Source organism: Glycomyces paridis (assembly GCF_004912155.1).
GTDB classification, from domain to species: domain Bacteria; phylum Actinomycetota; class Actinomycetes; order Mycobacteriales; family Micromonosporaceae; genus Glycomyces; species Glycomyces paridis.
Genome location: NZ_STGX01000008.1, coordinates 1 through 16,269, shown reverse-complemented (window position 1 = coordinate 16,269; position 16,269 = coordinate 1). Strand labels below are relative to the sequence as shown.

The 16,269-nt window shown below is 71.4% G+C and carries 15 protein-coding genes; 9 read left to right on the top strand and 6 right to left on the bottom strand.

Features of this window, described 5'->3' with window-relative positions:
- Positions 1 to 136 precede the first annotated feature (136 nt).
- Entirely contained in the window at positions 137 to 826 is a 690-nt protein-coding gene (locus E9998_RS11790; RefSeq protein WP_030158415.1) for a Crp/Fnr family transcriptional regulator, read from the top strand.
- A gap of 120 nt (positions 827 to 946) precedes the next feature.
- On the opposite strand, the gene E9998_RS11785 is transcribed toward E9998_RS11790, so the two are convergent.
- A complete protein-coding gene (locus E9998_RS11785; protein WP_136529902.1) occupies positions 947 to 1,627 on the bottom strand; it encodes a lysophospholipid acyltransferase family protein in 681 nt (226 codons plus the stop codon).
- 180 nt (positions 1,628 to 1,807) lie between these two features.
- Here E9998_RS11785 and E9998_RS11780 point away from each other — a divergent pair, with 180 nt between their 5' ends.
- A complete protein-coding gene (locus E9998_RS11780) occupies positions 1,808 to 2,623 on the top strand; it encodes an alpha/beta hydrolase (RefSeq protein WP_204745403.1) in 816 nt (271 codons plus the stop codon).
- The gene (locus E9998_RS11775; RefSeq protein ID WP_136529901.1) at positions 2,616 to 3,110 is read left to right on the top strand and encodes a hypothetical protein; all 495 of its coding nucleotides are present in this window, start codon (positions 2,616 to 2,618) and stop codon (positions 3,108 to 3,110) included. The genes E9998_RS11780 and E9998_RS11775 overlap by 8 nt, the downstream gene beginning before the upstream one ends.
- 124 nt (positions 3,111 to 3,234) lie before the next feature.
- Here the strand turns inward: E9998_RS11775 and E9998_RS11770 are convergent, their stop codons facing one another.
- Together E9998_RS11770 and E9998_RS11765 are read right to left on the bottom strand one after the other, a co-directional pair.
- Positions 3,235 to 3,864, bottom strand: a complete 630-nt coding sequence (locus tag E9998_RS11770; RefSeq protein WP_136529900.1) for a hypothetical protein — start codon at positions 3,862 to 3,864, stop codon at positions 3,235 to 3,237.
- Complete coding sequence (locus E9998_RS11765; RefSeq protein ID WP_240037586.1) at positions 3,861 to 5,216, bottom strand: flavin-containing monooxygenase; 1,356 nt, start codon at positions 5,214 to 5,216, stop codon at positions 3,861 to 3,863. The genes E9998_RS11770 and E9998_RS11765 overlap by 4 nt, the downstream gene beginning before the upstream one ends.
- Before the next feature lie 164 nt (positions 5,217 to 5,380).
- On the opposite strand from E9998_RS11765, the gene E9998_RS11760 reads away from it, so the two are divergent.
- Entirely contained in the window at positions 5,381 to 6,502 is a 1,122-nt protein-coding gene (locus tag E9998_RS11760) for a cytochrome P450 (RefSeq protein WP_136529898.1), read from the top strand.
- A 58-nt stretch (positions 6,503 to 6,560) separates the two neighbouring features.
- Positions 6,561 to 7,043, top strand: a complete 483-nt coding sequence (locus E9998_RS11755) for an NUDIX domain-containing protein (protein ID WP_136529897.1) — start codon at positions 6,561 to 6,563, stop codon at positions 7,041 to 7,043.
- Between the two features lie 772 nt (positions 7,044 to 7,815).
- On the opposite strand, the gene bioD is transcribed toward E9998_RS11755, so the two are convergent.
- The 3 genes from bioD to bioA all read right to left on the bottom strand — a co-directional run bounded on the left by bioD (position 7,816) and on the right by bioA (position 11,329).
- The gene (bioD, locus tag E9998_RS11750) at positions 7,816 to 8,469 is read right to left on the bottom strand and encodes a dethiobiotin synthase (RefSeq protein ID WP_204745402.1); all 654 of its coding nucleotides are present in this window, start codon (positions 8,467 to 8,469) and stop codon (positions 7,816 to 7,818) included.
- 148 nt (positions 8,470 to 8,617) lie between these two features.
- On the bottom strand, positions 8,618 to 9,856 hold the full coding sequence (locus E9998_RS11745) for an aminotransferase class I/II-fold pyridoxal phosphate-dependent enzyme (protein ID WP_136529896.1): 1,239 nt from the start codon (positions 9,854 to 9,856) through the stop codon (positions 8,618 to 8,620).
- Positions 9,857 to 9,982: 126 nt separating this feature from the next.
- Complete coding sequence (gene bioA / locus E9998_RS11740) at positions 9,983 to 11,329, bottom strand: adenosylmethionine--8-amino-7-oxononanoate transaminase (protein WP_136529895.1); 1,347 nt, start codon at positions 11,327 to 11,329, stop codon at positions 9,983 to 9,985.
- A gap of 132 nt (positions 11,330 to 11,461) precedes the next feature.
- Between bioA and E9998_RS11735 the strand changes: the two genes are divergently transcribed.
- From E9998_RS11735 to E9998_RS11720, 4 genes are all read left to right on the top strand, one after another.
- The gene (locus tag E9998_RS11735; RefSeq protein ID WP_240037585.1) at positions 11,462 to 12,223 is read left to right on the top strand and encodes a TerC family protein; all 762 of its coding nucleotides are present in this window, start codon (positions 11,462 to 11,464) and stop codon (positions 12,221 to 12,223) included.
- A 382-nt stretch (positions 12,224 to 12,605) separates the two neighbouring features.
- Positions 12,606 to 13,904: an MFS transporter gene (locus tag E9998_RS11730; RefSeq protein ID WP_136529894.1), complete on the top strand. Its 1,299-nt coding sequence runs from the start codon at positions 12,606 to 12,608 to the stop codon at positions 13,902 to 13,904.
- A gap of 131 nt (positions 13,905 to 14,035) precedes the next feature.
- Positions 14,036 to 15,280: an ornithine cyclodeaminase, nickel-pincer nucleotide-dependent gene (locus E9998_RS11725; protein WP_204745401.1), complete on the top strand. Its 1,245-nt coding sequence runs from the start codon at positions 14,036 to 14,038 to the stop codon at positions 15,278 to 15,280.
- A gap of 281 nt (positions 15,281 to 15,561) precedes the next feature.
- On the top strand, positions 15,562 to 16,269 hold a 708-nt coding region (locus tag E9998_RS11720), incomplete at its 3' end, for a WD40/YVTN/BNR-like repeat-containing protein (protein WP_420842430.1).

Below are 16,269 nucleotides of genomic sequence, written 5' to 3'. Positions count from 1 at the left end.
AGTGACAAGTGCGCCGTCTGGACACACGACCCAACGGAGCGTGAAGTTTCCGACACTGGACTCTGTACAACGACGGAAAAGACAGCGATCATCGGAGGGAGCCCGCGGACCCGGGACCCACCGAAGGGGGAGAACTATGGGTGTCAGCCCATCTGAAGACCCGCTTGCAGGCGTCGCCATGTTCGCCGGCCTCGACCCGCAGGCACGGCGGCAGATCGCGGGCGTGGCGGTACAGCGCCACTACCGGCGCGGGCACCTGCTGTTCTTCGAGGGCGAGCCGGGCGAGTCGCTCATCATGATCCGCTCCGGAGCGGTGAGCGTCTTCCGCACCGCCGCGACCGGCGAGCGCGCCATGCTCCACGTCGCCCGCGCCCCCGAGGTGCTCGGCGAGGTCTCCCTGCTGGACGGTTCGCCCCGTTCGGCCAGCGCGGAGGCCCTGGAGGACACGTCGGCGCTGGCGCTGGCGCGTTCCTCGTTCCTGGAGCTGGTGCACGGCAACCCGAAGATGCTCGACGCGGTGCTGCGCTCGATGGGCATGATCGTGCGCCGCCTGACCGAGCAGTCCTCCGACCACGTGTTCCTGGACCTGCCCGGCCGAGTCGCGAAGACGCTGGTGCGCTTGGCGGAGCAGCACTCGTCGCCGATGACGACGATCGAGTTGAACCAGACCCAGCTCGCCGAGATGGCCGGCGGTTCGCGCCAGAGCGTCAACCAGGCCATCGGCATCTTCGCGAACCGGGGCTGGCTGCGCACCGAGGGCCGCAAGATCGTGGTGGTCGACCTCCCCGCCCTGCGCCGGAGGGCGGGCTTCGGCGGAGCCGAATAGAGAGCACAGGGGCGGAGCCGAATAAAAGGCACAGAGGCGGAGCCGAAACTAGGCACAGGGGCGGAGCCGAACAGCGAAACGCGCGGGCAGGGCCGAATGGAGGGCCCGCAGCGCCGCCCGTCAGGCCTCCTGGTCGCGCCCTTTGCGTTTCGCCGCGTACTCGTCGACGTAGGGCTGGCCGGAGAGCTCGCGGAGGGCGTCCATGACCTCGTCGGTGACGGCCCGTTCGATGAACCTGTCCCCCACCAGCTCCCGGTACCGGTTGAAGTCGAGCGAGGGCCCGATCCTGATCTGGACGCGGCCGCGGTGCGGGATGCGCTTCCCGATGGGCTGGAGCTCACCGGTGTTGAGCATCGCAACGGGCACGACGGGCGAACCGGTCTGGAGGGCGAGGCGCGCGACGCCGGTCTTGCCGCGGTAGAGGCGCCCGTCGGGAGAGCGCGTCCCCTCGGGGTAGATGCCGAACAGGCGGCCTTCGGAGAGGACGCGTTTGCCGGTGTCGAGCGAGGCGTTGGCGGCGGCCCCGCCGGCCCGGTCGACGGGGATGGCGCCGACGGCGCTCATGAACATGCGGACGAACCAGCCCTTGAGGCCGGTGCCCGTGAAGTACTCCTCTTTCGCAATGAACGTGACCCGCCGCTTGACCACCAGCGGCAGGAAGAACGAGTCGGATACGGAGAGGTGGTTCGAGGCGAGGATCGCCGGACCCCCTTCGGGCACGTGTTCGAGCCCTTCGACCTGCGGGCGCCACACGGCCCACAGCAGCGACCCCAATGTCGCCTTCAACACCCAGTAGATCACGCGTCCAAGCGTATCGGCACCGGTCAATCCCCGAGATCGGGAACGGTCCGGGGCCCGCACGGGGCCCCCGACCGGGGGCGGGCCCCGCCGCCCGACCGGCGCTTCGAGGCGCTCCCGCGCGGTGGCAGCGGCGGCCCGACCCGTGCGAGAATGGGCAGGCAGCGCGAAAGGGGATCAGCCATGGCGAATCCCGCGCCCCGTCAGTCAGCGAACCGGGAGGGCGACGTGACGACCGATTCCGAGGAGTTCACGTTCGATCTGGGCTCCGAGGCCAAGGCGACCATGGTGCTGTGCCACGGATTCACCTCGGATCCGGCGAGCATGCGCCCGTGGGGCGAGTACCTGCGCGACGCCGGTTTCAACGTGGTGGCGCCGCTGCTGACCGGCCACGGCGACACGTGGCAGGTGCTGGCGAAATCGACCTGGCAGCAGTGGTACGCCCGCCTGGAGCAGGCCTTGGACGAGGCGCTGGCGATGGGGCGGCCGGTGTTCGCCGGCGGCCTGTCGATGGGCGGTTCGCTGTCGCTGCGGCTCGCGGAGCTGCGCGGCGGGGACCTGTCGGGGCTGGTGCTGGTGAATCCGGCGATCTACGACGACAAGCCGCAGGGCTTCCTCGCGCCGGTGCTGCGGTTCGTGATGCCGAGCGTGGCCGCGATCGGCTCGGATCTGAACAAGCCCGACGTGCGCGAGCAGACGACGAGCCGGACGCCGGTGGCGGCGTACGCGTCGCTGCGGCGGCTGTGGAAGGTGACGCGGCCGGAGCTGGCGCGGGTGACGGTGCCGCTGCGGATCTTCACGAGCGCGGAGGACCACGTGGTGAACCCGCGCAACAGCGCGGTGATCCGGGCGGGGGTGCGGTCGAAGGACGTCGAGTCGACGGTCCTGCACCGCAGTTTCCATGTGGCGACGCTCGACTACGACGCCGAGACGATCTTCGCCGGGAGCGCGGCGTTCATGGACCGGCAGGTGACCAGGAGCCGGGGCGTCCATGACTGACCGCGGCGACGAGACCGGCTCCGGCGAGCGCGAGGACGGCGGGGAGCTGCGTCCCGAGGACGTGGACCGGCGGTTCAACGAGCTCGTCAAGGGCCTGGGCGACCCCGGCGCGGGGTTCGTGCGGGGCGAGGGCGCGGAGGAGTTCCCGGCCGAGGCGGTGCCGATGACGCCGCCGGTCCCCTCGACGCCCGACGAGGAGCCGACCCTCCTGGAGCTGTGGGACGCGGAGCTGCCCGACGACGACGAGGACGACTACGAGCCGCCCGAACCGCCCCCGCTGCCGTGGCCGAGCCTGCAAGCGGTCGGCGGCATCCTGCTCATCATCGCGGGCGTCGCCCTCGTGGTGAACCCGGGCATCGCACCCCTGGGCCAGAACCCGGGCCGCCTGGTCGGCCTCGTGGGCTTCCTCGTCGGCGTGTGGCTCCTCATCAGCAGGCTGCGCCCCGACAAGGACGCCGACGACACCGACGACGGCGCCGTCGTCTGAACCCCCGCTTCAGCTCCCCTTCAGGTTCCCGGCGCTAGCGTTGCAAACCGGGGGCCAACCCCAAGGCCGACCAGCGCTTTCAGCGTGCGCCGATCTCCGTCGTCCCATGGCGCCCGCGCGGCAGTCAGTGCTTGCCGGCGAGCCAGGAGAGGATCGCGTCGAGGAGGCCTTCGGCGGCGACGCCCTTGAAGACGTCGTCGGGGGACCCGGCGAAGGTCAGCGGGGCGACGCCGTACGCGTCGGCGACCGCCTGGACCTCCTTGGACTGCGACTCCGACTCGGCGACCACGAGCAGGACCGGCGGGCCACCGACCGGCTTGGGCGGCTGCTTCGGAAACTGCCTGGGCGACACCAGTACCAGGGCCGAGGCCGGGTAGCGCCCGGCGGCGAGCGCGGCCCAGGCCGCGCCCTCGCGGTGGCCGATGAGCACGGCCTGGCGGGGGACGGTGACGACCGCCTGGACGAGGTCGTGCGCGCGGGCCTCGACGCCGCCCTCGGCGGCGGGCGTGCCGCCCTGGCCGCGGACGCTCACGGCCCCCGCGTACCGGCCCGAGGCGGCGAAACGCTTGAGCCACAGAGCGTTGAAGGCGGCCGCGCCGGCCGGGTCGCCGGTGCAGCAGAGCACGGGGCTCGCCTCGGGGTCGTCCTTGATCTCCGAGTCGAAGAGGTCGGCCGGTTCGAGGTAGGCGATCTCGCGAACGACGGGGACCGGCTCGGGGGTGCGGGCGCGCCTGGCCCAGGAGATGAGGCTCATTTGGCGGGCTCCTGTTCGAGGGTGTCGATGATGCGGCCGAGGCTGGCCAGGTACTCCTCGGCGTCGACGGCGAGCTGGTGGCGCGGGGAGGTGCCGCCCGGTTCGACCGCGTACTGGGCCGACTCGCTCACGACCTGGTGGCGGAAGTTCGCGGCGCGATCGGGGTCGCCCTTGCGCACCTGGAGCCAGTGGGCGATCGCGTGCGTCTGCCAGTGGACGATCGGCAGGACCCCGACGCCGGGTTCGACGAGCCCGGCGATCGCGAGGGTCTCGTGCTTGGGCGAGAACATGCGCGCGAGGAGCTTGGGGAAGGGCGAGTCGCCGTCGATGCCGAGCAGTTTCGGTGCGACGCAGGTGATCTTGGGGCGGTAGCCGGTGGCGAGGACGACGAGGTCGGGGCGCATCTCGGTGCCGTCGGCGAAGGACACGTCGAACCCGTCGAAGCGGGCGATCTCGCCGCGGCGGCGGATCGAGCCGTCGCCGACGTGCTCGAGGTAGCGGCCGTTGCGGACCGGCTCCTCCCCCGTGGGCCCGTGCTCGGGCACGTCAATGCCCATGCGGGTGGCGAGTCGCTTGGGGCCCTTGAGAAGCCGGTCGGCGAGGAAGCGGCGCAGGAACCTAGGGCGGGCGCCGAGGCGGTTGAGCGCGTAGTCGGCCGGCTCCCCGGCGAGGTACTTGGGCAGGTGCCAGGTGCCGCGGCGCACGGAGTGGACGCAGCCGGCGGCGTTCACCGCGGCCTCGCAGGCGATGTCGACGCCCGAGTTCCCGCCGCCGACGACCAGGACCTCCTTGCCGCGCAGCCGGGAGGCGTCCTTGAGCTGCGAGGAGTGGAGGATCGTCCCCTTGAACTGGTCCTGGCCCGGGTAGGAGGGCAGGTTCGGCGTCCAGTGGTGGCCGGTCGCGATGATGACGGCCGCGTAGCGGAGGCGGCGGGCGGCGTTCCCGGCGGCGGGCTTGACGACGACCTCGAAGCGCGAGCCCTCGACCGGTTCGATGGCGGAGATCTCCGAGCCGTACCAGATGTGCTCGGGCAGGCCGAAGTGCTTCGCGTACGCGGTCAGATAGGTGAGCATCTGCGCGGCGGAGGGGTAGTCCGGCCAGTCGTCGGGCATCGGGCAGTCGGGGATCTCGGTCTGGGACCGGGAGGTGACCAGGTGCGTGTTGGAGTACAGGGGGCTGTGCTGGTTCTGCGGGTTCCACAGACCGCCGAGAACGGTGTCCCGCTCGTAGCAGTCGACTTCGAAACCGTTCTCGCGGAGGTTCTTGACCGCGATGAGGCCCGACGCTCCGGCGCCGATCACGCAGACGGCCTCGCCGCGGTCGTATGCGGCTTGGGAGGAGTACTCCTGCAAGGGACGGTCTCCTTCTGTGGGCATTCGGTCTCGTGCCGGACGGCGCCTCCGCGCAGGGGCGGCCCCGTCGCGGACGGGGTGCGCCGGCCCGGAGGGGAGCCGAAAGACTGCAAGCAGATTACCGTGAACGTACCTCGTACTTTCGGGGGAGGTAGGCTGCGCGCGTGCTCTTCGAGCTGTGGAAACATCCCCGACCCGACGCCGCGGTATTCCGCCGGGAAGGGCAGGTGGTGGTGGCCTCCCACCGCCTCGCCAAGGAGGTGCTGGCCGACCGGGAGCGGTTCTCGGCCGCCAACGCGCTCGACGCGGTCACCCCGATCCCCCTGGCCGCGATGCGCGAACTGGCGCGGCACCGGTTCCGGCTCCCCGCGACCCTCGCCAACAACGACACCGCCTCCCACGACGCGATCCGGGCGGGCTTCGGCGAGGCCTTCGCCCCGGCGCGCGTCGAGGCCCTGCGGCCCTGGCTGACGGGCCTGACCCGCCGGGCCGCCGTCACGGTCGCGCAGGGCCTGCGCGAGGGCGCGACCGTCGACCTCGACGCGGCGGTGTCCTCGCATGTCCCGTTGGCGGCGCTGGCGCGGCTGCTGGAGCTGGAGGTCGAGACGACCGCTGAGGTCAAGCGTTTCAGCAGGGCCGCACTGGAACTGTTCTGGGGCGCGCCGACACCTGAACGGCAGCTCGAACTCGCTCGGGTGGTCGGGCCGTTCCATGCGACGCTGCGCGAACGTTCCCGCGCGGCCACCGGCGTGCGCGCGGCGATGCTCCGTGAGCACGGCGAGGACGCGGCGACCGCCGCGCTCTTCTTCCTCCTGGTCGCGGGGCAGGAGACGACCTCGCAGTTTCTTACGCTCCTGCTGCACCGCCTGGTCGAGGAGCCCGAACTGCTGCACGCTGAACCGGCGGCGCTGGTGGAGGAGGGTCTGCGACTCTTCCCCTCGATCACCTCTTGGCGGCGGGTCGCCTTGCGCGACACGGAGATCGGCGGCGTGCCCGTGGCGGCCGGCGATTCGATCCTGGTGTGGCTGGCCGCGGCGGGCGCCGACGACGGCGTCGCGGCGTGCCCGGCCCGGATGATCCCGGGCCAGCGCGGCTCCCGCCGCCACCTGGCGTTCGGTGCGGGGGCGCACCGGTGCCTCGGCAGTCAGCTCTCGCGGTTGGAGGCCGAGGTGGTGGTGGCGGAACTGGCGCCGCTCCTCCCCCGCTGCGAGGTGGTCGCGGCGCCGGTGAGCGACCCCAACCTCTCCTTCCGCATGCCCGGTCCCCTCCTGGTGCGCCTCCGCTGAGGGCCTGCTGCACCTGAATTCCCTTGCCGCGCAGCAGGCTCCCTGCGACACTGCGGCCATGCCCGTTTTCCTGGAGTTCCGCCAGCGAGCGGCGGCCTATGTGCTCCGGCGCCTTCCGGGTCGAGCCGAGGTCGAGGTGCTGGTGATGCTGCACCGCGATCAGCCTGATGCGGGTGTGCAGGTCCCGGGCGGCGGGGCGCACGGGCACGGGCACGAGACGATCGGCGAGGCCGCGATGCGGGAGGCCCGCGAGGAGACCGGTGTCGAGGGCCTGGTCTTCGGAGAGGCTCTGGGCAGCAAGCTCATGCGGGTATCGGACTTCGCTGAGGAGTACCAGGTGACGACCTACTGCTGGCTGCGGACCGAGGACCCGCGCGATGCCTGGAACCACACGGTCACCAGCGGAGACGGCGACAACGGTCTGCGGATGCACTGCGAGTTCCGGCCGGCGCGAGAGGCGGGGATCGACTGGGAGATGGACGGTTTCCTTCCCCACGCGGTGTCGCGCTTTGCGTCCGGCACTCTACCGACAGCGGATTGACCTGCGGCGATACCGCGCTCAGAGAAGTTATCCACAGGTTCAAAACTCACGGTTGCCGATCATTGACAATGTGTGACAACGTAGTTCCATGACTTGCAACAGCCTCACCCGCATCAACGCCGAAGCCGATCGCGACGCCGCGAAGTCCCCCATGTCCGGAGTTATCCACAGGGAGAAAGTTGTCCTTGCGGCGGCGAGGATGACCGAGTCACCATTGATTCAAAAACCCACTGATGAGACGTGCGTTGCAGGTGGGTGGAGAGTGGGATCCATGGAATCACCCGAAGACCGCGCGGGGAGCTCCCCGCGCGGCACCTGCAACGACGTGTCCGCTCGGCCGACGCGGATGCCTGGCAGCCAGCCCGGCATCCGCGGCAAGGTCGGTGGGGCGCAACTGGAAAGCCCGTCGGTGAACCTGCGAGCGCGCGATGCGAGCGCCGGGGGTAGGGGCGCCCGCATCGCACGGATTTGGCCCTATTGGGCCAGATCGATGCCAATGTAGTGGACGCCGTCCACCATCGACCGACTTCGCATCCTTGGGAGGGTGTCGAGAGCGAAGTCCTCGGGTCGAGCACTGTTGAGGACGCGGATTCGACCGAATGGCGGCGCTGCGGACCGCGGGTTGGGGAGAGGTCGAGGCCGATCCGGCGCGGCGGCGACTCCGCGGGGTGACCTTTCCCCAGGGGTAACGGCGTTGCGGCCTCCGGCCGGGGAGCGGCGGAAGCCGATGTGAGTGTGGTGGCGACCGCGCGGGGGAACCTTCGATCGCCTTCTAGGTGGTGCTTTCGAGGTCGAACCATTCGGAGGCGGTGAGGCGGAAGACTTCCGGGGCGAGGGCGGCGGCGTTTTCGGGGATCCAGCCGAGGCGTTGGCCGGGGAGGTCGGTGAGGTTTTCGTATTCGGCGAGGCCGGGGTCGAGGGGCCAGGCGCCGACGACCACGGCGGCTTCGATGTCGTCGCGGGCGAGGGCTTCGAGGGTCAGGGCGGTGTGGTTGAGGGTGCCGAGGCCGGCTCGGGCGACGACCACGGCGGGGCATTGGAGTTCGGCGGCGAGGTCGCGGGCGGTCCAGCCGTTCTCGCCGAGTTGGACGAGGAGTCCCCCGGCGCCTTCCAGAAGCACCACTTCGGCTTTGGCAGCGAGTGCGGCGTCCGCGGCTTCGCGGAGTTTGAGGAGCGGCAGGCCGCTGCGGCGCGCGGCGGCGAAGGGGGCCAGCGGGTCGGGGTAGGCGGCGAGTGCTCGGGCCGGGGCGCCGGAGAGGCGGGTGATCTCGGCGGCGTCGTCATCGTCGCCGGTCTGGGCGATCTTGATGACCTCGACGCCACGGCCCTGCCGCATGAGCGCGGCCGCGAGCGCCGCGGTGGTGACGGTCTTGCCGACGCCGGTGTCGGTGCCGGTCACGAGAACCGGGCCTTCGAAGGTGATCACGACTTCTTCTCGCTTTCATGACCGAGTCGGGGACCGGGAGTGAATGTTGTTCAGTGTCGGGTGGAGTCGGGTTGTTCGAGGTTGGCGGCTTTCGGCTGTGCGGGTTTTCTTGGTCGCCTAGCCGGTGCTGGGTGGCTTTGGTTCTCCGTCATGTGCCTGGGGTCGGCGGGTTGGTTGTCTCTCCGGTGGGCGGCCTGGCTTCGGTGATGACTTGTAGGGCCCGCTCGAAGTCGGGGGCCGGGATGCCGGTGTTGACGGTGATGCGCAGGCGTGACCGGTGGTCGGGTGTGGACGGTGGGCGGAAGCAGCCGACCGCCACTCCCCTGTCGGCGCAGGCGGCGGCCCATGCGGTGGCGGCGTGTGCGTCGCCCGCCGGGGGTGAGAGGACCCCCGCGGCGGGAATCGGTGTGCCGAGGGCGACTGCGGCGAGGGCCGCTCGGCGGGCGAGTTCGGTTCGGGCGCTGTCGGAGCGGCGGGCGATGGCGAGGGCGGTGCGGGCGCCCGCGGCGACGGCGGGGGGTGGGGCCGTGTCGAAGATGAAGGTGCGTCCGGTGTCGTGGAGGTGGCGGCGCAGGGCCGCCGGGCCCGCGACGACGCCGCCCGCGGCGCCGAGGGCTTTGGAGAGGGTCGCGGTGATGACGATGCCGGGGTCGCCCGCGAGCCCGGAGGCGGCGACGCCGCCCGCGCCGTCGGGGCCGATCGTGCCGATCGCGTGGGCTTCGTCGACCAGGAGGAGTGCGCCGTGGGCGCTGGTGAGCGCGTGGAGTTCGCGAAGGGGTGCGGCGTCGCCGAGGACGGAGTACACCGATTCGACGGCGACGAGCGCGGGGCGCAGCGCGGTGAGCCGGCGTTCGAGGTCGTCGAGGTCGTTGTGCGCGAAGGTGTCGGAGCGTCCTCCGGCGAGGCGGGCGGCGTCGTGGAGGGATGCGTGGGCGTGGGCGTCGAGGAGGACGGTCCCGGCGAGGGAGGCGACCGCGCCGAGATTGGCGAGGTAACCGGAGGAGTAGAGGACGGCGGTCTCGGTGCCGCAGTGGGCGGCGAAGTCGGCCTCGAACGCCTCGTGGGGGCCGGTGGTGCCACGTACGAGTCGGGAGCCGCCGGCGCCGAGGCCGTGTTCGGCGAGTGCGGTCGCGGCGGCGGCGGTCACGTCGGGGTGGCGTGAGAGTCCGAGGTAGTCGTTCCCGGCAAGGTCGATCGCGTCGGCGCGGAGTTTGACGACGCGGGTGAGTCCGGCCTTGGCCCGCAGGTCGGCCTTGCGCGACAGGCGGTCCCAGCGGGCCGAGACCGAGGCGAGGGGTCGAGCGGTGGCGGACGTGTCGCGGTTCGGCGGAGTCTCGGCGACGACCGGTCGCGGTGCCGATCGGTTCGGCGGGGGGTCGGCGTTCATCGCTGCGGTCCTCCTCGGGCGGCCAGCCGCCGTTGGGCGGAGCGCAGTTCGGGTTTCATGCCAGGACCTCGTCGAGGGCGTTGGCAGGGAGGTCGGCGCTCGGCCGCGGCGGGTCGTGCCTCGGGTTCACGCCAAGACCTCGTCGAGGGCTTCGGCGAGGGCGTTGACGAGGAGGTCGGTCTCGTCGTCGCCCAAGGTGAGCGGAGGCATGATGACGATGGTGTCGCCGAGGGGTCGCAGCCATACGCCGCGGTCGCGGGCGGCCTGGCAGACGCGGAAGCCGGTGCGTTCGCCGCGGGGGGTGACCTCGACGCCGGTCATGGTGCCGAGGCGGCGGATCTCGGTGACGCCGTCGAGGGCGGCGAGCGGTTCGAGGAGTTTGCCGAGGCGGTCGCCGAGGCGTGCGGCCTGGCCGATGACGTCCTGTTCGGCCATGACGCGCAGGTTCGCGAGTGCGGCGGCGCAGCACAGGGGGTTGGCGGTGTAGGTGTGGCCGTGGAAGAAGGTGCGGGGGGCGGTGTCGCCGGGCCGGGTGAGGAAGGCGTCGTAGACGTGTTCGGCGGCGAGGACGGCGGAGAGGGGCAGGTAGCCGCCGGTGATGCCTTTGCCGCAGGTGAGGAGGTCGGGGACGATGCCGGCGTGGTCGGCGGCCCACATGCTGCCGGTGCGGCCGAAGCCGGTGGCGACCTCGTCGAAGATGAGGAGGGCGCCGTGGGCGTCGGCGAGGTCGCGGGCGAGGCGGAGGTAGTCGGCGTCGTAGTCGAGCATGCCCGCGGCGCCTTGGATCATGGGTTCGACGATGATCGCGCAGACCTGGTCGCCGTGGTCGCGCATGGCGGCGGTGAGTTCGGCGGCGGCGAGTGCGGCGCGTTCGCGAGGGGCGTGGTCGCGGCTGCCGGGTGAGGCGACGCCGATGGTGTCGAGGAGGAGCGGCCGGTAGGCGCGGTGGAAGAGTTCGTGGCCGCCGACGGCGACGGCGCCGAGGGTGTCGCCGTGGTAGGCCTGGTCGAGGCGGACGAAGGTGGGCCGGGGGTGGCCGGTCTGGGTGGAGTACTGGTAGGCGATCTTGAGGGCGGCTTCGACGGCGGAGGAGCCGTCGCCGGCGTAGAAGACCTTGGTGAGGTCGGGACCGCGGCCGCGTGGGGCGAGGGCGATGAGGGCTTCGGAGAGCTCGATGCCGGGGGTGTGGGTGGTGCCGAGGAACGTGGAGTGGTCGAGGCGGGCAAGCTGGGCGGTGATGGCGGCGTTGACGTCGGGGTGGCCGTGGCCGAGGGTGGTGGTCCACAGTGAGGAGACGCCGTCGAGGTAGCGGCGGCCGTCGACGTCGATGAGCCAGGGGCCTTCGGCGCGGTCGACGACGGTGGGGGTGTCGTCGGTCCAGGTGGCGTGCTGGGTGAAGGGGTGCCAGACGGCGGCGGCGTCGCGGCGGAGCCAGTCGGCGCTGGTGGCGGGCCGGTCGGTCGGGGTCGTCATCGCGCGGCTCCTTAGATGGTTCCCACAAAGTTCATTGGAGGGTATCGTGCCGCGCGGCCGGGTCGGCGGGTCGGCGGGCGGGTGGTGGCGCTCGGGTCCTGCGGGGCGGGTTCCTGGCCTACGCTGAGGTCCATGCTGGAGCTGCTGACCTCGCCGGAGGCGTGGTTCGCGCTGCTGACGCTGACGGTCCTGGAGTTGATCCTGGGCATCGACAACGTCGTGTTCATCTCGGTGCTCGCCTCACGGCTGCCCCAGCGCAGCCAGTTGACGGCCTGGCGGGTCGGGCTGCTGCTCGCGCTGGTGTCACGGGTGGGACTGCTGCTGTCGGTGTCGTGGCTGGTGGGCCTGCGGGCGGAGCTGTTCGCGGTCGGCGGGCACGGGGTGTCGGGGCGGGACCTCATCCTGCTGGCGGGCGGCGGGTTCCTGGTCGTGAAGTCGGTCAAGGAGATCGCGGCGCGCCTGTCGCGGCAGGGCGAGGCGGGCGAGGACGCGCGGCCTGCCGGCGGAGCGGGCCTGGCGGTGACGTTGGTGCAGATCATGCTCATGGACATGGTGTTCTCGATCGACTCGATCCTGACGGCGGTCGGCCTCGCGAGGGAGGTCGCGGTCATGGTGGCAGCGGTGGTCGTGGCGATCGCGATCACGCTGGCGGCGGCGCGGTCGATCCACGGCTTCATCGGGCGGCATCCGCGGGTGACGACGATCGGCCTGGCGTTCCTGGTGCTCATCGGGGCCGGACTGGTCCTGGAGGGACTCGGGGTCGCGGTGCCGAAGGCGTACCTGTACGCGCCGATCGGGTTCGCCCTGGCGGTGGAGTGGATGAACATCCGCGCCGAGTCGGTTCACCGTTACCGGACCGAGGCCGCCGCAGCGCCTGAGGCGGAGGAGGCATAGTCTGGGCACGGTTCGACCGGTCACGGTTTGGACGGCCCGGCGGCACTGGCACCGTTTCGCGCGGTGGGACCGGCCGCGGCGCGTCCGTCCTGGTTTTGGCACTTTGAACACTCTGGGACGCTTGACAACCAGTTGCGTCAGCGGCAGACTGGTGACACTTGTGGCAATCGCGGAGGATTGTCACTTACCGCCCTTTCAGGTATCGCACCCCGGCGACGCTTGCGGGTCCCCGGTCCGCACCGGGGCCGCCGTCCACGGAGCTGACCCGGTACCCGCGCTGATCGGTCGCGAAGCCGCGCAACGGCTCAGCGCCGGACACCGCGGCGCCGCCCCAGCCCCGGGACGGACGCGCGCGGCCCCGTGACATGGCAAGGAAGGCCCCGTGTCGAACCAGAACCCCAACCCGACGGCGCCCGGCCCGGCCGACGGGGCACCGCAGGCCGACCGCCGCCCCCGGTTCGCCGAGGTCTTCGGCGACCGCGAGGCCGCCGGCTTCCTCGGCGCGTTCTGCCTCTCCAGCGCCGGGGCCATGCTCAACCGGGTCGCGGTCACCTATCTGGTGTGGAACGAGACGAACTCCTCGGCCCTGGCCGCGGCGACCTTCGCGATCAGCTTCGCGCCCTACCTCGGGCTCGCCCAGGTCCTCGGGGCGATCGTGGACCGGTACGCCTACCGCTCGGTCATGATCGTGTGCGACCTGCTCCGCGCGGCCCTGGTAGCGCTGCTGCTCGTGCCGGGCCTGCCGGTCCCGGCCATGATCGCGATCGTCTTCGCCGTCGCCGCCGTCCAACCGGCCTACCATGCCGCGCGCGTGGCGACGCTGGCGCAGATCCTGACCGGCGACCGCCTCTCGGTCGCGATCGCGTTGACGTTCAGCGCCTCCGCGACCGCGCAGATCATCGGCTACCTCGCCGGGGGCCTGCTCTCGGCGGTCGACCCGTACACGGCGCTGGCGGTGAACGCGGGCCTGTTCGTGGTCAGCGCGGTCGCGATCGCGCTCCTGGTCCGCCACCGGCCCACGGTGAACCGGCGCGAGGAGCGCCGCCATGTGCTCGCCGAGACGGCCGACGGCCTGCGGATGCTGCGCGACAACCGGGTCCTGCGGACGGTCTCGGTGGGCGTGTGGGGCCTGTTCGCGCTCACCGCCGTCCCCGAGGGCGTCGCGATCCTGTGGGCGGTCCACCTCGGCGGCGACTCACGGACCCAGGGCGCGATCATGGCCGTCGACGCGGCGGGCGCGGTCGTCGCCACCCTGCTCTTCGCGCGGTTCGTGCGGCCCTCGGTGCGCGAGAAGCTCATACGCCCGCTCGCGTTCCTCGCCCCGGCGGTCCTGGCGACCGCCCTGCTCGACCCGCCGCTCGCGGGCGTCCTGCTCATCGCCGCGGGCACCGGCGTGGCGACGATGATCATGGCGCCGATGAACGCGACGCTCGCCCAGTGCATCCCCGAAGGCTGGCGCGGCCGGGTCGTGTCCGCCGCGAACTCGGGCCTCCAGCTGTGCCAGGGCGCGGCCGTCGCCTCGGTCGGCCTCGTCGTCGAGTTCGGCGTCCCGGTCCCGTACGTGGTGGGCGCCTGGGGCGTCATCGGCTTCGGCTTCCAGTACCTGGTGACGCGGAACTGGCCCACGCCCGACGAGATCGAGGCGGCCAAGGCCTCCGCGGCGCCCCCCGCCGCCGCTTGAGGGCCCGCTCCCGCTCGGGCGGTGCGCCCCCGCTCCCCTGCCGCGCCGGGAGCTAGGCTCGTCTCGGCGTCACTGGACCAACTCGCGACTCCGCAGAAGCCGCCGTGACCGGGAGCAACAGGAGCACCAACGTGGAACACGCAATGACCGTCGAGCTGCGCGGACACCTCATCGACCAGGGCGTCTTCGCCCGCGTCATGGACGACGTCCTCGAATACTCGGGGGCCTACTCGATCGACCGGTTCGACGTGGGGCGCCACCACACCGACGAGTCCTACGCGCAGCTGACCGTCTCCGCGGAGAGCCCTGAGCTGCTCGAACGCATCGTCATGCGCCTCCAGACGCACGGCGCGAACCCGCTCGAACCGGGCATCGCCGCGCTCAAGCCCGCCCCGCGCGACGGCGTCTTCCCCGAGGACTTCTACTCCACCACCAACTTCGACACCCAGATCCGCCTCGACGGCGGCTGGATGGACGTCGAGCAGTCCGAGATGGACTGCGGCATCATCGTCTCGGCCGACCGCGCCACCGCCCGGACCCTGCCGGTCTCCGACGTCAAGGAGGGTCAGCTGGTCGTCTGCGGCGGCGAGGGCGTCAAGGTCCTGCCGCTGCCCGAGCCCGAGCGCCGCAGCCCCGAGGCCTCGAACTTCGAGTTCATGAGCGGCGGGGTCTCCTCCGAACGGCCCCAGGCGCTCCAGGTGCGCCAGATCGCCGAGCGGATGCGCGAGGTCAAGGCGCGCGGCGAGAAGATCCTGTGGGTCGGCGGCCCCGCCATCGTCCACACCGGCGCCGGCAAGGCCATGGAGGCGCTCATCAACGAGGGCTACGCCGACGTCGTCTTCGCCGGGAACGCCCTCGCCGCCCACGACATCGAGTCGAACCTGTTCGGCACCTCCCTCGGCGTCGACCTCGACAAGGGCCACGGCGTGCCCCACGGACACGAGCACCACATCCGGGCCATCAACAAGATCCGCACCTGCGGCTCCATCGCCGACGCCGTCGAGCAGGGCGTCCTCAAGGGCGGCATCATGCACGCGCTGGTCAAGAACCGCAAGGAGTTCGTGCTCGTCGGCTCCGTCCGCGACGACGGGCCCCTCCCCGACGTACACACCGACGTCATCGAGGGCCAGCGCGCCATGCGCGCGGCCCTGCCGGGCGTCGGGTTCGCGATCATGGTCGCGACGATGCTGCACTCGATCGCGACGGGGAACCTGCTGCCGGCGAAGGTGCCGCTGGTGAGTGTGGACATCAATCCGGCGACGGTCACGAAGCTCGCCGATCGCGGTTCGGCGCAGGCGATCGGGGTGATCACGGACATCGGGCTGTTCTGCGAGCAGTTGGCGGGTGAGCTGGTGGTGGGGTACAAGCGGGACTAGCGCGGGTGTGAGGCTCGGGCGAGCGAAAACCATATAGGATAAATCCTATATTGTATAGGATTTCGGGCGGTCGACGGTGGTCGGCCGCCTTTTCCCTGCACCCCAAGGATTCCTGTTCGCCGCAACAGTCCTGAGACATCGATTGACATCACTTCGATGAGCGCTTATATTTGGACGGTAAACTAATTCCCGGCATCCCCTCGGCGACAACGGCCCCGATCCGCCCGGCCTCGGCGCGCTCGCGCGCCGCCCCTGCGCACCCCGGTCCGCCGCGCCCCGCGATGCCGCCGATGGAAAGCAGTCCCATGAAAAGAAGCAGCGCCGTCGGCGTCCTGACAGTGGGAGCGGTGACACTGGCGACGGCAGCCGTCGCCACGGTCACCGCCCACTCTCAGGACGTCGACGCACAGGCCGAGACCTACAGCTGGAGCAACGCCGCCATCGACGGCGGCGGCTTCGTCCCCGGCATCGTCTTCAACGAGACCGAGCCCGACCTCATCTACGCCCGCACCGACATCGGCGGCCTCTACCGCTGGCAGGAGGCCTCCGACTCCTGGAAGCCGCTCCTGGACTGGGTGGGCTGGGACGACTGGGGCTACACCGGCGTCGTCTCGGTCGCCACCGACCCCGTCGACCCCGACCGCGTCTACGCCGCGGTGGGCACCTACACCAACGACTGGGACCCGAACAACGGCGCGGTCCTCTACTCCGAGGATCGGGGCGAGACCTGGGGCGTCGCCGAGCTGCCGTTCAAGCAGGGCGGCAACATGCCCGGCCGCGGCATGGGCGAGCGCCTCGCGATCGACCCCTCCGACAACTCGACGCTCTACCTGGGCACCCCGAGCGGCAATGGGCTGTGGAGGTCCACCGACTACGGGCACACCTGGGCGGAGGTGACCTCCTTCCCCAACCCCGGGAACTTCGTGGTCACCCCCGGCGACCCCTACCTGGGCGACAACCAGGGCGTGCTGTGGACCGAGTTCCACGGC

Coding starts and splice junctions, on each gene's coding strand:
- E9998_RS11790 (WP_030158415.1), top strand. CDS start 137: ATGGGTGTCAGCCCATCTGAAGACCCGCTTGCAGGCGTCGCCATGTTC.
- E9998_RS11780 (WP_204745403.1), top strand. CDS start 1,808: ATGGCGAATCCCGCGCCCCGTCAGTCAGCGAACCGGGAGGGCGACGTG.
- E9998_RS11775 (WP_136529901.1), top strand. CDS start 2,616: ATGACTGACCGCGGCGACGAGACCGGCTCCGGCGAGCGCGAGGACGGC.
- E9998_RS11770 (WP_136529900.1), bottom strand. CDS start 3,864: ATGAGCCTCATCTCCTGGGCCAGGCGCGCCCGCACCCCCGAGCCGGTC.
- E9998_RS11755 (WP_136529897.1), top strand. CDS start 6,561: ATGCCCGTTTTCCTGGAGTTCCGCCAGCGAGCGGCGGCCTATGTGCTC.
- E9998_RS11745 (WP_136529896.1), bottom strand. CDS start 9,856: ATGAACGCCGACCCCCCGCCGAACCGATCGGCACCGCGACCGGTCGTC.
- bioA (WP_136529895.1), bottom strand. CDS start 11,329: ATGACGACCCCGACCGACCGGCCCGCCACCAGCGCCGACTGGCTCCGC.
- E9998_RS11735 (WP_240037585.1), top strand. CDS start 11,462: ATGCTGGAGCTGCTGACCTCGCCGGAGGCGTGGTTCGCGCTGCTGACG.